General features: G+C 68.4%; 17 protein-coding genes. 11 read left to right on the top strand and 6 right to left on the bottom strand.

All coding sequences use genetic code 11. The annotated features are described in order from the left end of the window. The first annotated feature begins 41 nt into the window (after positions 1 to 41). On the top strand, positions 42 to 833 hold the full coding sequence (locus tag AC1RRF_RS11580; RefSeq protein WP_492834621.1) for a LytTR family DNA-binding domain-containing protein: 792 nt from the start codon (positions 42 to 44) through the stop codon (positions 831 to 833). Here AC1RRF_RS11580 and ahpD read toward each other — a convergent pair. Both ahpD and AC1RRF_RS11570 read right to left on the bottom strand, forming a co-directional pair. After that, positions 830 to 1360, bottom strand: coding sequence for an alkylhydroperoxidase, AhpD family (gene ahpD / locus AC1RRF_RS11575; RefSeq protein WP_492834619.1), 531 nt, complete (start codon positions 1358 to 1360; stop codon positions 830 to 832). The two genes, AC1RRF_RS11580 and ahpD, sit on opposite strands and share 4 nt — an antisense overlap. 164 nt (positions 1361 to 1524) lie before the next feature. Continuing rightward, entirely contained in the window at positions 1525 to 2079 is a 555-nt protein-coding gene (locus AC1RRF_RS11570) for a peroxiredoxin (RefSeq protein ID WP_291833476.1), read from the bottom strand. A gap of 231 nt (positions 2080 to 2310) precedes the next feature. Between AC1RRF_RS11570 and AC1RRF_RS11565 the strand changes: the two genes are divergently transcribed. Continuing rightward, positions 2311 to 3207 (top strand): SIMPL domain-containing protein, encoded by an 897-nt coding sequence (locus AC1RRF_RS11565; RefSeq protein WP_492834617.1) that lies wholly within the window; start codon positions 2311 to 2313, stop codon positions 3205 to 3207. 157 nt (positions 3208 to 3364) lie between these two features. Next, entirely contained in the window at positions 3365 to 3793 is a 429-nt protein-coding gene (locus AC1RRF_RS11560; protein WP_492834615.1) for an HIT domain-containing protein, read from the top strand. Here the strand turns inward: AC1RRF_RS11560 and AC1RRF_RS11555 are convergent. Continuing rightward, positions 3777 to 4331, bottom strand: coding sequence for a hypothetical protein (locus tag AC1RRF_RS11555; RefSeq protein ID WP_492834613.1), 555 nt, complete (start codon positions 4329 to 4331; stop codon positions 3777 to 3779). The two genes, AC1RRF_RS11560 and AC1RRF_RS11555, sit on opposite strands and share 17 nt — an antisense overlap. 205 nt (positions 4332 to 4536) lie before the next feature. On the opposite strand from AC1RRF_RS11555, the gene sdhC reads away from it, so the two are divergent. The 5 genes from sdhC to AC1RRF_RS11530 are packed head-to-tail and all read left to right on the top strand — an operon-like array spanning position 4537 to position 8375. Then, the gene (gene sdhC, locus AC1RRF_RS11550; protein WP_492834611.1) at positions 4537 to 5010 is read left to right on the top strand and encodes a succinate dehydrogenase, cytochrome b556 subunit; all 474 of its coding nucleotides are present in this window, start codon (positions 4537 to 4539) and stop codon (positions 5008 to 5010) included. Further along, a complete protein-coding gene (gene sdhD, locus AC1RRF_RS11545) occupies positions 5007 to 5411 on the top strand; it encodes a succinate dehydrogenase, hydrophobic membrane anchor protein (RefSeq protein WP_291833488.1) in 405 nt (134 codons plus the stop codon). The genes sdhC and sdhD overlap by 4 nt, the downstream gene beginning before the upstream one ends. A gap of 3 nt (positions 5412 to 5414) precedes the next feature. Further along, entirely contained in the window at positions 5415 to 7202 is a 1788-nt protein-coding gene (gene sdhA / locus AC1RRF_RS11540; protein WP_492834609.1) for a succinate dehydrogenase flavoprotein subunit, read from the top strand. Between the two features lie 2 nt (positions 7203 to 7204). Continuing rightward, positions 7205 to 8008 (top strand): succinate dehydrogenase iron-sulfur subunit, encoded by an 804-nt coding sequence (locus tag AC1RRF_RS11535; protein WP_492834607.1) that lies wholly within the window; start codon positions 7205 to 7207, stop codon positions 8006 to 8008. A gap of 4 nt (positions 8009 to 8012) precedes the next feature. Beyond that, positions 8013 to 8375, top strand: a complete 363-nt coding sequence (locus AC1RRF_RS11530; protein ID WP_492834605.1) for a gamma-glutamylcyclotransferase family protein — start codon at positions 8013 to 8015, stop codon at positions 8373 to 8375. On the opposite strand, the gene AC1RRF_RS11525 is transcribed toward AC1RRF_RS11530, so the two are convergent. Then, positions 8345 to 9124 carry a hypothetical protein gene (locus AC1RRF_RS11525; protein ID WP_492834603.1) on the bottom strand — a complete coding sequence of 260 codons (780 nt, stop codon included), beginning with the start codon at positions 9122 to 9124 and terminating at the stop codon, positions 8345 to 8347. The two genes, AC1RRF_RS11530 and AC1RRF_RS11525, sit on opposite strands and share 31 nt — an antisense overlap. Positions 9125 to 9228: 104 nt before the next feature. Here AC1RRF_RS11525 and AC1RRF_RS11520 point away from each other — a divergent pair, with 104 nt between their 5' ends. From AC1RRF_RS11520 to AC1RRF_RS11510, 3 genes are all read left to right on the top strand, one after another. After that, on the top strand, positions 9229 to 9549 hold the full coding sequence (locus AC1RRF_RS11520) for a 2Fe-2S iron-sulfur cluster-binding protein (RefSeq protein WP_492834601.1): 321 nt from the start codon (positions 9229 to 9231) through the stop codon (positions 9547 to 9549). A gap of 146 nt (positions 9550 to 9695) precedes the next feature. Further along, positions 9696 to 10337, top strand: a complete 642-nt coding sequence (locus AC1RRF_RS11515) for a kinase (RefSeq protein WP_492834599.1) — start codon at positions 9696 to 9698, stop codon at positions 10335 to 10337. Further along, a complete protein-coding gene (locus AC1RRF_RS11510; protein ID WP_492834597.1) occupies positions 10334 to 10657 on the top strand; it encodes a PilZ domain-containing protein in 324 nt (107 codons plus the stop codon). Before AC1RRF_RS11515 ends, AC1RRF_RS11510 begins: the two co-directional genes overlap by 4 nt. Here the strand turns inward: AC1RRF_RS11510 and AC1RRF_RS11505 are convergent. Together AC1RRF_RS11505 and AC1RRF_RS11500 are read right to left on the bottom strand one after the other, a co-directional pair. After that, on the bottom strand, positions 10654 to 11613 hold the full coding sequence (locus tag AC1RRF_RS11505; RefSeq protein WP_492834595.1) for a dienelactone hydrolase family protein: 960 nt from the start codon (positions 11611 to 11613) through the stop codon (positions 10654 to 10656). The two genes, AC1RRF_RS11510 and AC1RRF_RS11505, sit on opposite strands and share 4 nt — an antisense overlap. Positions 11614 to 11682: 69 nt before the next feature. Beyond that, positions 11683 to 12690 carry an aldo/keto reductase gene (locus AC1RRF_RS11500; RefSeq protein WP_492834593.1) on the bottom strand — a complete coding sequence of 336 codons (1008 nt, stop codon included), beginning with the start codon at positions 12688 to 12690 and terminating at the stop codon, positions 11683 to 11685. Positions 12691 to 12783 lie beyond the last annotated feature (93 nt).

The following is a 12783-nucleotide window of genomic DNA, read 5'->3' as shown; positions in this document are numbered from 1 at the left end:
TTTCGCGAACGGCCCGATCCGCTTCGTGAACGGAGCAGGGCGTGACGACCGAGGGCGTGAAACAGGGCATGCGTCGTCTGCGCATCGGCCGCTCGGGGATTGTCGAGCTGATCGGCCTGATGCTGCTCGGCTGGTTCCTCGCCGCCATCTCGGCGTTCGATTCAGAAGATATCCCGACGCTGCAACGCTACCTGTTCTGGGAGTTCGCCCTTGTCGGCGGCGGCGTCATCGCGGCGGTGATCGAACCGTGGGTCGCGCGCCGGGTTCCCGGACGACCGCGTCTGTTCGCCCTGACCCAGCTGATCGCCATGACGCCGCCAATCACCCTGTGGGTGGCGATCCTGCCTGTGATCCTGTGGGAGGCGCCTTTCCAGCTCGGAAAGCTGGTCTGGGGCATGCCCAGCGTGCTGACGGTCAATATCGCCGTCGTCGGCCTGGCGTGGCTGGCCCGCGCGGCGTTCAAGCACACCCCCGCGCCCGTCTCCGACGGGGCCGCGCCTCCGGCCATTCGAACCAAGCTTTCGCCGCGACTGGCGCGCGCGCGCCTCATCGCGGTCGAGGCGGAGGACCACTATCTGCGCATCCGCACCGAGGCCGGATCCGATCTGGTGCTGATGCGGTTCGGCGACGCCCTGGACTCACTGGGCGCCTGTGACGGGTTCCGCACCCATCGCTCGTGGTGGGTGGCGCGGACCGGCGTCGAGACCGCGCGCTGGAAGAGCGGGCGGGGCGAGCTGGTCCTGTCGGACGGGGCGACGGCGCCGGTCAGCCGGACCTACGCCGCCGCGCTGAAGGGGACGGACTGGGCCGCCCCCGTCATTGCCGAGCCTTAAGCCAGCGCCGTTTCCGATGCGACGATGCGGCTGGCGGCGTGAACCACCGCGCCGATGCGCAGGGCGGCCTGGACCTGGGTGTTGGGCACGTTGTGCTTGCGCAGCTCGCCCTCGTGGGCGTCCAGACAGGCGCCGCAGCCGTTGATGGCCGAGACAGCGGTCGACCACAGCTCGAAGTCCATCTTGTCGACGCCCGGATTGCCGATGACGTTCATCCGCAGCTTGGCCGGGAGGGTCGTGTACTCCTGGTTCTTCATCAGGTGCAGGGCGCGATAGTAGATGTTGTTCATGCCCATGATGGCGGCGGCGGCCTTGGCCGCGTTCATCGCCTCGGGCGACAGGATCGTGGCCGCCTGGGCCTCGATCGCCTTGACCACCGGCGCCACGCCGATGGCGTGAGCCGAGGCCAGGAAGCAGCCCCATTTCTGCTGGTCGTTCAGCACCGTCTCGGCAGCCAGAGACGACAGGTTCAGCGAGATATCCTTGCCGTAGGCGGGAATGAGGTCGCGCAGGGCGTCGATCGACATGGTTTGGGGTCCTTCCTGGAGGTGAGGTCCGCTATCCGCGCCGACGGCCGGACAGGCCCCTCATGTGTGGTCGCGCTCCGATGGGCCAAGGGCCCGGCGCGTTCACAAAACGAAACAGGCGGCGACTTTCGCCGCCGCCTGTCAGGGAAACACTGACGCTACAGTTACGCCGCCAGGGTCTCGCCGCCCACCGGGCGGTTGCAGGCGCACAGCTCGTCGGTCTGCAGCGCATCGACGACGCGCAGGGTGTCCGCCGGCGCACGGCCGACGTTCAGGTTGGTGACGTAGACGTGCTGCACGACGTTGTGCGGATCGACCACAAAGGTGGCGCGCAGGGCGACGCCCTCTTCCTCGTTCAGGACGCCCAGTTCGCGGGCGAACTTGCCGCCGTTGTCGGCGAACTGCCAGATCGGCAGGGCGTTCAGGTCGGCGTGGTCGCGGCGCCAGGCCAGCTTGACGAATTCGTTGTCGGTCGAGCCGCCCAGGACGATGGTGTCGCGGTCGGCGAAGTCCTTACCGAGCTTGGCGAATTCGGCGATCTCGGTCGGGCACACGAAGGTGAAGTCCTTCGGGTAGAAGAAGATGACCTTCCACTTGCCTTCGAAGCTCTCGTTGGTGATCGGCTCGAAGGCCGAGACGCCGCCTTCTTCGTGGCTGTTGAAGCCCGGCTTCACGCCGATGATCTTGAATTCCGGCAGTTTTTGACCGACGCCCAGCATTGCTGTTCTCCTGAAGACTCTTGGGGAATGGAAATCCGGAGCGCCGGGGGAGCGGCGCCGCAGCCGCGAAATGCCGTGTGCACTGCACAAAGTCAATGATTGTCGAACCGAATGATCGATAGATAATTTCTATGGTCAGCATAGACCCTGACGGAGCCTGACGATTGCCGGCCGCCCCTTTACCCGGATCGGTTTCGAGGGTCAGGTCAGGGCCTAGCAGGGAGTTTTCGAATGCGCCGCCTGACCGCCGTCCTCCTCACCTTCGCCAGCCTCGCTCCGACCGTCGCGCCCACGGTCGCCCTCGCCCAGACGCCGCCCGCCTCGATCGGCGACCGCTATGTGCCGGCGCCCTGGTGGATGCGCGATCCGGTCATCGCCTCGGTCGGCTATGTGCGAACCGAAGTGCAGGCCAATCGCGCCAGTTTCGGCGCGACCTTCCAGTCGGTGGAACGCACCGCGGCGGAGGCCTCCCGCAAGGCGGCGGATCAGGTTCGCGCCCTCAGCCAGGCGCTGGGCGCCTACGGAGCCGACACCGTCCGGGTCGAAACGACCATCACCACCCGGCCCATCTACGACCAGTATCGCGATGAGAACGGCGTCATGCGCGACAATGTCCGCGCTGATCGCATCGCCCGCTATCAATCCGACGCCTCGGTGTCGGTGACCATACGGAATGTCGCCGTGCTGGAACGGGTCTACGCGACCGTCACGGCCTCGCAGCCGACCTCGGTCAGCGCCGTCGGCTTCGGCCTGGACCCCGACAATGCGGTGAAGACCTGGCTGCAGGCCGAAGCCGTGAAGGACGCCGCCCGCCGGGCCCGGGAAGCCGCCACCAACGCCGGAGCCACGCTGGGGCGGGTGCAGGTCATCGATCCAACGGGGCGTGCCTGCGAAACGGACGTTCTCGCCGGCTGGCCGTCCTACGGAGGGAGCGAAGAGCAGGTCACCAGCGTCAGCAGCGACATGATGGTGACCGGAGCCCGGGCGGCCTATGCACCGTCGCCGCCGCCGCCGCCCCCTCCGGGCGAAGCTCCCAGCGAGGCGCAGATCGAAGCGGCCCGCCTCGCGCTCCAGCCGCCGCTGCGCGAACTGACCGACCGCGCCTGCGTCGTCTATGCATTGAACTAGAGCGAAATCGGTCGAGTTGGACGCAGTCCAACTCGGCTCAGATTTCGCTCTAGTTTGATGCTGGACCATTTTTTGGATTCAGGTCGATCCGACCTGAAGCAAAAATGGTCTAGGCGTTCCGCTTGACGCCTCGGCCGCGACGGGCGACCGAGGCGTCATGACCGTTTCCTTCAAGGCCGATCCCGCCTTCGACGCCGGCTCCGTCATCGTGCTCGACTGGCCGCTGTGCCAGCTGCGGCTGCAGGACGACACGCGCTTTCCGTGGCTGATCCTGATCCCGCGCAGGACGGGCCTGCATGAGCTGGAAGACCTCGACGCGGGCGACCGGGCCGTCCTGATGGACGAGATCCTGAAGGCGGGAGAGGCGGTGCGACTGCTGGGCGAGGCCGCGGGTCGGCCGGTGCAGAAGCTGAACGTCGGCGCGCTCGGCAACGTCACGGCCCAGCTGCATGTGCATGTCATCGGCCGTCGCCATGATGACGCCCTGTGGCCCGATCCCGTCTGGGGCCGCGGCGCGGCGCTTCCCTATGGGGCGCCCGGTCTGCAGGCCGCCGTATCGCGGCTCAGGCTCAGTTCACCCGACTGACCGTCACGGTCCGGGTGCGGCCGCCCTCGGTCAGCGTCCCATGCCAATCGCGACCGGCGGGCTCCAGCGTCAGCGCGCCCAGTCCGTCCAGCGTCACCATCCCGCCGTCCACCGTGGCCACGCCCGCGCCCGAGGCGCCGCGCCAGCCGCCCTCGACCGGACCTCGACCGTCGTCATTCAGCACCAGACCGAAAAGGACCCGGCCCTGATCGTCTGAAACCCGCCAGCGGCCGTCCATGGCGCCGGCGCTCTGGTCGACGCGGATTTCCGCCGCGGCCACGCCCTGGTCATAGGCCGCCTCGGTGTCGCCCGGCGAATACTCATAGGAACGGACATAGGCCTCGACCGAGACCGGCGTTTCCAGCGGGCGGCGATGCGCCTCGGTCTCGGCGTCCCCCTGGGCCCGTTCGCGACCAAAGTCGGACGCCGGCTCGAACGGCCGGATCGCCGGCGCCGAATATTGCGCCAGCGTGGACGGATGCGGCGCGGACTGCTGCAGCAACGCGCCCGCGAAGGCGAGAAGGATGAACCCCGACATGAAGGGAAGCTGCCGTGCGCGGACCGCCGCGCCTAGTGCAGAAGCGCCACACGCGAAATCGTGATGGGCGCCGCGCACCCCGATCACGCGTCTGCGAGCGCAACTCGACCTTGGCCGCGTTGACCCCCCCGTCACGGCTGACTAAAGCCAGTTCACCGATTTCGAGCGCCTGATTTCGCTCAGGTTTTTGAGAACCATTCGCAATATGTCGAGCTCCCCTCTGCCGGGCGACGCCTCCAACGCTCCGGTGACCGATCCCACCGGCCGTTTCGTGCGTCAGCCCAATGGCCGCATCCGTCCGCTGTCTCCCCACCTCCAGATCTGGCGCTGGCACGTCACCATGACGGCCTCGATCCTGTTCCGCGTCACCATCGGCGCGATCAGCGTCGGCGCGGCGATCGCGGTGGCTTGGCTGGCCGCCCTGGCCTGCGGGCCGGAAAGCTACGCCGGGGCGGCGGCCCTGCTGGGCTCGCCGTTCGGCCTGTTCATCGGCTTCGGCCTGACGGTGGTGCTGTTCTCCTTCCTGCTGAACGGCGCGCGCCACCTGTTCAACGACACCGGCAACGGCCTGACCCTGAAGTCGGCCAACCTGCTGTCGAACATCGCCGTCTGGGGGCCGATCCCGCTGGCCGTGCTGTTCTGGGTCCTGCTGTTCGCCACCGGGAGGGTCTCGCTGTGAGCGGTCCGGCCAAGTTCAAGAACCACGTCAAGATCTCCGAGCGCCACGGCGCCGGCGAGTGGCTGACCGAGCGGGTCGCCCTGGCGCTGCTGATGCCGCTGGGTCTGTGGGTCGTCTCGAGCGTCTTCACCCTGGCCGGCGCCGGCTATGACGATCTGCTGGCCTGGTTCGCCAGTCCGCTGAACGCGGGTCTGCTGATCCTCACCCTGCTGACGCTGTTCCTCTTCGCCAGCCTGGCGTGGAAGGTCATCATCGAGGACTACATCCACAAACCGCTGGCCAAGACCCTGGCGATCGGCGGTCTGAACCTCGTCTTCCTGGCTCTGGCCGCGGCCAGTGTCTTCTTCATCGTGCGCCTGGCGCTGGGTTCGGCCCCGCTGCCGGCTGGTATCGGAGCCTGATCGGTGGCGGCTGCTTACGAATTCATCGATCACGCCTATGACGTGGTGGTCCTGGGCGCCGGGGGCTCGGGCCTTCGCGCCGCGCTGGGCGCCGCCCAGCAGGGCCTGAAGGTCGCCTGCGTGACCAAGGTCTTCCCCACGCGGAGCCACACCGTCGCGGCCCAGGGCGGCATCTCCGCCAGCCTGGGCAACATGGGCGAGGACTCGTGGAAATGGCACATGTACGACACCGTCAAGGGGTCGGACTGGCTGGGCGACCAGGACGCCATCGAATACCTGGTCCGCGAGGCCCCCAAGGCGGTCTACGAGCTGGAACACTGGGGCGTGCCCTTCAGCCGGACCGATGACGGCCGCATCTACCAGCGCGCCTTCGGCGGCATGACCCGCAACTACGGCGAGGGCCCGGTGCAGCGCACCTGCGCCGCCGCCGACCGCACCGGCCACGCCATCCTGCACACCCTGTACGGCCAGTCGGTCCGTCGCGAGGTCGAGTTCTTCGTCGAGTATTTCGGCCTGGACCTGATCATGCAGGACGGCGTCTGCACCGGCCTGACGGCGCTGAAGCTGGACGACGGCACCCTGCACCGCTTCCGCGCCAAGATGGTGATCCTGGCCACCGGCGGTTACGGCCGCGCCTACTTCTCGGCCACCTCGGCCCACACCTGCACCGGCGACGGCAACGCCATGGTGCTGCGCGCCGGCCTGCCGCTGCAGGACATGGAGTTCGTGCAGTTCCACCCGACCGGCATCTACGGCGCCGGCTGCCTGATCACCGAGGGCGCCCGCGGCGAGGGCGGCTACCTGACCAACTCGGAAGGCGAGCGCTTCATGGAGCGCTATGCGCCGACCGTGAAGGACCTGGCCCCGCGCGACATGGTCAGCCGCTCCATGACCATCGAGATCCGCGAAGGCCGCGGCGTGGGTCCGAAGAAGGACCACATCTTCCTGCACCTGGATCACCTGGATCCGGCCATCCTGCACGAGCGCCTGCCGGGCATTTCGGAATCGGCCAAGATCTTCGCCGGCGTCGACGTGACCAAGGAGCCGATCCCGGTCCTGCCGACCGTCCACTACAACATGGGCGGCATCCCGACGAACTATCACGGCGAGGTCCTGACCCTGCGCGACGGCAACCCCGACAGCGTGGTTCCGGGCCTGATGGCCGTCGGCGAGGCGGCCTGCGTCTCGGTGCACGGCGCCAACCGCCTGGGCTCCAACTCCCTGACCGACCTGGTGGTGTTCGGCCGCGCCGCCGGCCTGCGCACCGGCGAGATCGTCGACAAGGCCGGCGCCGTGCCCGATGCTCCCGCAGCCTCGACCGACGGCCACCTGGCCCGCCTGGACCGCTTCCGCTTCGCCGACGGCTCGACCCCGACCGCCAAGTTGCGCATCGAGATGCAGCGCGCCATGCAGTCGGACGCCGCCGTGTTCCGCACCGGCAAGACCCTGGAAGAGGGCGTCGCCAAGCTGCGCGACATCCACGCCCGCGGCGCGGACATCAAGACCACCGACCGCGGCCTGATCTGGAACACCGACCTGGTCGAGACCCTCGAATACGACAACCTGATCGATCAGGCCCTGGTCACCATCGAGGGCGCCCTGAACCGGACGGAATCGCGCGGCGCCCACGCCCGCGAGGACTATCCGAACCGCGACGACGTCAACTGGATGAAGCACACGCTCGCCTGGAAGACGCCGGGCGACCAGACCAAGATCGACTACCGTCCGGTGCACAATTACACGATGTCGGACGATGTCTCGTACATCGAGCCCAAGGCGCGGGTTTACTGAACATGGTCCAACTCACTCTCCCCCGCGGCTCCAAGCCCACGGCCGGCAAGGTCCACAAGGCTCCGGCCGGCGCGACCAACGTCAAGACCTACAAGGTCTATCGCTACGACCCCGAGGTCGACGCCGACCCGCGCTGGGACGTCTACGAGGTCTCGGCCGACGAGCACGGCCCCATGCTGCTGGACGCCCTGATCCACATCAAGAACGAGATCGACCCGACCCTTGCCTTCCGCCGATCGTGCCGCGAGGGCATCTGCGGCTCCTGCTCGATGACCATCGACGGGCGCAACGCGCTGGCCTGCACCAAGGGCATGGACGAGTGCGCGTCCAACACCATCTCGATCGGCCCGCTGCCGCACCAGCCGGTGATCAAGGACCTGGTGACGGACCTGAGCCTGTTCTACGCCCAGTACGACTCGATCCAGCCCTACCTCCAGTCCGACGAACCGGACCCGGAGAAGGAGCGCCTGCAGTCGCCGGAAGACCGCGCCAAGCTGGACGGCCTGTACGAATGCATCCTGTGCGCCTGCTGCTCGACGTCCTGCCCCAGCTACTGGTGGAACCAGGAAGAGTACCTGGGCCCGGCGGCCCTGCTGCAGTCCTACCGCTGGATCGCCGACAGCCGCGATGACGCAACGGACAAGCGCCTCGACGACCTCGAGGACCCGTTCAAGCTCTACCGCTGCCACACGATCATGAACTGCGCCCAGGTCTGCCCGAAGGGGCTGAACCCGGCCGAGGCCATCGCCAAGACCAAGAAGCTGATGGTCGCGCCGTCGCGCAAGAAGACAGAAGCGGCCGCCTGAGGCCATGGCGTCCGACGCCGCGGTCCTGCTGTTCTCCTATGGGACGCTTCAGGACCCGGCGGTCCAGCTGGCCAATTTCGGCCGCAGGCTCGACGGTGCGCCGGACGCCCTGCCGGGGTTCCGGACTGACTGGGTGGAGATCACCGATCCCGAGGTGATCGCCGAAAGCGGATCGAACCGCCATCCGATCGTGCGGCCCAGCGCCGACGCCGCCGATCGCGTGCCCGGGACGGTTTTCCGCATCACCTCTGCCGAATTGGCCGCCGCCGACGCCTATGAGGTCGACGACTATCGCCGCGTCAGCGTCCGGCTGGCTTCGGGGGAGACCGCCTGGGTCTATGTCGCGGCCTCGGCCTTCCCGGCCTGAATCGCTTCGGCCGCGGTCACCGCCGCAAGACTGACCGTGATCAGGAAGAAATGCATCGCCGTGATCGGCAGCATGAACAACCCGCCCTCCATGACCCCCCAGCATTCGCCGCGGCAGGCCTGCGCCGGAAAACCCGTCAGCATGATCGCGCCCAGCCATGGGGTCATGGCGATCAGCAACGACCCCCACAGGCGTCGGCGCGGCGTCGCCCGGCCCAGCGCCAGCCGCGCCGGCAGCCGGGTGAGGCACAGCACGACCCAGAGGACCGTCCACATCAACCAGCCCGCCGCCAGTCCGAAGACCGTCACGCCTCCGGCGGACTGGGAGTAGACGACCCAGTCGCCCAGCAGGCGCACCTCCTGGCCTTGCGAGTGGGCGAGCAGATGCGTCTGCTTGAGCAGGGATTGCGCGAATATCAGGCCCAGCGGAATCAGCGCCAGGACCACCGTCGAGACCGCCGCCCAGCCGGTCGTCTTCACGACCGCCCCGCGCCAGGTGAAGTTCGGCGTCTGGCGGCGCAGATGCCAGGCGGTCAGGAACAGCGCGACCCAGGCGTGGGCGAACACGATCCATGCGATCCCCGACACCGCCAGAGCCACTGGCATGCCGTACGAACCGGGAGGGGACAGGTTCAACAGCACCAGCCAGACGCCGACGCAGGACGCCGCGCCGGCGACGGCCAGCAGGGCCGCCAACGGCAGGCCGAGAAGAAAACGCGCCAGCCCCCGCTCCAGAACGTGAAATAACATCCTCGCCCTCCCCGATCAGTGTTCGGCTTCAGACTGCGCCTGCCGGATCGGGTGCGCCAGCGGCCCTCTTGCCGCAGCCTCGCGGGTCCCGTAATCCCCGCCTGATGGCGAAGATCACCTACATCGAGCACGACGGCCGCGAGCACGTCGTCGAGGTTAAGAACGGCCTCAGCGTCATGGAGGGCGCGATCCGGAACAATGTGCCGGGGATCGACGCCGACTGTGGCGGGGCCTGCGCCTGCGCCACCTGCCACGTCTATGTCGACGAAGCCTTCGCCGCCGAAACGGGGCGGGCGTCGGCGATGGAGGAGTCGATGCTGGACTTCGCCGATAACGTCCAGCCGAACAGCCGCCTGTCTTGCCAGATCCGTGTATCGGACGATCTTGACGGTCTGATCGTCCGGCTGCCGGAAAACCAGCACTGACCGACGCCCGGCCCGATCTGGTCGCGCTGATCGGCGGCCTGATCGCCGCCGGACCGAAGGATCGTCCGCCCCTGATCGGGATCGCCGGATCACAGGGCTCGGGCAAGACGACGCTGGCGCGAGCCGCGGCGGAGGCTTTCGGGGCCGTGCAAATCTCGCTGGACTACGTCTATCTGACCAAGGCCGAACGCGAGGCCCTGGCGCGGAAGGTCCACCCCCTGTTCGCCGTCCGGGGGCCGCCCGGGACCCACGACCTGAAGCTGCTGGAACGGACGGTGGCGACGCTGTCGGCGGCCGGCCCGGACGACACCACCTTGATCCCGGCCTTCGACAAACTGGCGGACGAGCGCGCGCCCGAACAGGACTGGATGCGTTTCAGGGGACGGCCGACGGCGATCCTGATCGACGGCTGGTGCCTCGGCGCGGTCGCCCAGGACGCCGCCGCCTTAATCGAGCCGCTGAACCCGCTCGAACGGGATCAGGATCCGGACGGCGTCTGGCGCAGGTCCGTCAACGACTTCGCGGGCGGGCTCTATCGGACGATGGCCGAACAGCTGGACGCGCGCCTCTTCTTGCAGGCGCCGGGATTCGAGGTGGTCCTGGACTGGCGCTGCGAGCAGGAAGAGACATTGCGGGGCCGGGCGCTCACCGGAGCAGAACGCGCCCGGATCGCGGATTTCATCCAGTCTTTCGAGCGGCTGACCCGACAGATGATCGCGGGCGGCGTGATGGCGGACGTCACCGTGAAACTGGATCGAAACCGATTGCCGGTCACGGTGTCCGCATGAGTTCGCAGGACCGCCGCTTTGAACCGCGCTCGCCCGCCAATGCGCGCGGGATCGTCGTCGCGCCCGGACTGGAGATGCCCTGCCAGATCATGGACGTGTCGGGCGCGGGGCTGAAGGTGCGCCTGGACCGCAAGCTGGCCCTGCCGCCCCAGGTGCAGGTGGTGGACATCGCCCAGGGCGTCGCCATCGAGGCCGGCGTGGCCTGGTCCAAGGGGCAGGATGCGGGGTTGAAGCGAAAGGGCCAGTCCAGCCTGCGCGGACTGACCCCCTCGCGTTTCGCGGCGGCCCGCGCCGCCTTCCTGAGAGCCGGCGGGCGCTAGTTGAGCGTCCGGGCCATGAAGGCGACGACCTGAGGCCAGGCGTCCTGGCGGGCGGCCGCATCGGCCTCCGGCGTCCCGCCGCTGCGGTTCGCCTGACGCACGCCGCCGTCGCCGACAAGGTCGTGGCCGGCGTCCGGATAGACGAGCGCGGTCGTCTGCAGACCCGCCGCCGTCCGTGAACGGACGATGTTGGCGACCGCGGTCGACGAATCCCACTGCGCGTCCTTACCGCCGGCGATCAGCAGCAGGGCGCCGGGATAGTTTTCAGCCGGAATGCGGGCCGCGGCCTCCTTCTCGGGATGGTCGGCGCGGCCGTTGGCGTGGATGGCGCGCAGGTCGGCGGCGGGGCCGGCCAGAAGGCCTTCGACGAAGCCGCGATAGGGCATGAAGGGCAGGGCCTGACCGCCGAAGGAGAAGGACGAACGCGTGCCCTCGGCCTCGACCATCTCCAGACCCCAGCCTTCCCAGACCACATCGGTCGGAGCGTAGGCGACGACGCTGTCGATCCACGGATAGCGGCTGGCGGCGATCAGGGCGAACTCGGCGCCCTTGGACGCGCCGAACAGGCCGAAATGTTCGACGTCGGCGCCGGGCATGCCGCGAAGGGCCTCGCGCAGATCGGCGAGCTGGTCGACGCGGATGTCGATGAAGCTTCCCGGCAGGTCGGGGAATTTCGGCGGCGGGCCGTACTCGCCCCAGTTCGGCGAATAGTAGGGCAGGCCGACGGCGGCGTAGCCCATGCGGGCCAGGATGGGGCCGAAGCGGGTGCTGGCCTCGTCATTGCCGTCCGCGCCGTGGAGGATGACCACCACCGGCTTCGGGACCTCGCCCACGGTATAGAGAACCGCGTGCGGGAAACCCGCCACGGGCCGTTCGGTCACGGTTTGCGCCGCCGCGGCGCTCCCGAAGGCCAGCGCGCCCAGGACGGCGAGCAAGCCGATCAATCGATGAAACATCGGAATTCCCCCGGCGGACCATCCGCCTTCATGGAGTAGTCGTCGCCGGGGGACCCTTTGGATGCAACCTTAGCCGCGTTCGCTGTCCATATGGGCCAGCATGGCTTCCGGGTAGCGGGCGCCGGCGGCCGAGCCCTTGGGCGCGGCGGCCTCCAGCGCGGCGAGGTCAGCGGGCGTCAGGGCGGCGTCGAGGGAGCCAAGCGCCTCCGCCAGGCGCTCGCGGGTGCGGGCGCCGATGACCGGAACGATATCGTCGCCTTGCGCCGCCACCCAGCCGATAGCGGCCTGCGCGACCGACACGCCCCGGCCTTCCGCGACGGCGCGAAGGGCGTCGACCAGGGCCAGGTTGCGGTCCAGGTTCTCGCCCTGGAAGCGCGGGCCGGCGGCGCGCCAGTCCTGTCCCAGAACCCGGTCCTTGGACCAGTGGCCGCTGATCAGGCCGCGCGACAGCACGCCATAGGCGGTGACGCCGATGCCCAGCTCGCGGCAGGTCGGCAGGATGTCGTCCTCGATGCCGCGCGTGATCAGGGCGTATTCGATCTGCAAGTCGACGATGGGGGCGACGGCGGCGGCGCGGCGGATGGTTTCAGCACCGACCTCGGACAGGCCGATGTGTTTGATCCAGCCCTTTTCGACCATGCGGGTCAGGGCGCCCATGGTCTCCTCGATCGGCACGTTCGGATCGAGGCGCGACGGGCGGTAGATGTCGATGTGGTCGACGCCCAGACGCTGCAGCGAATAGGCGACGAAATTGTAGAGGGCCTCGGGGCGGCTGTCGTAGCCGTTGAAGGCGCCGTCGGGGTCGCGCAAGGCGCCGGTCTTGACGCTGAGGATGACGCCGTCGCGGTCGCGGCCCTTCAGGGCCTCGCCGATCAGCATCTCGTTATGGCCCATGCCGTAGAAGTCGCCGGTGTCCAGCAGAGTGATGCCCTGGTCGAGGGCCGCGTGGATGGTGGCGATGCTCTCGGCGCGGTCGGCCGGTCCATACATGCCGGACATGCCCATGCAGCCGAGGCCGAGGGCGGACACTTCAGGGCCGGTGCGGCCGAGCCGGCGGGTGGGGAAGGAAGCGGTCATCGGGGATCTCCTTGTCGGTGGAGCGGTATGTGCGCCCTTCCCCGTCGTTCGATAATCCGCCAATGTCCGCATGAGCCGTTCGGAATAACGAAC

The sequence above is a fragment of the Brevundimonas sp. GW821-FHT12C05 genome, from assembly GCF_058807475.1.
The sequence above is the reverse complement of the archived record's forward strand: the minus strand, read 5'-3'. Positions and strand labels throughout refer to the sequence as shown.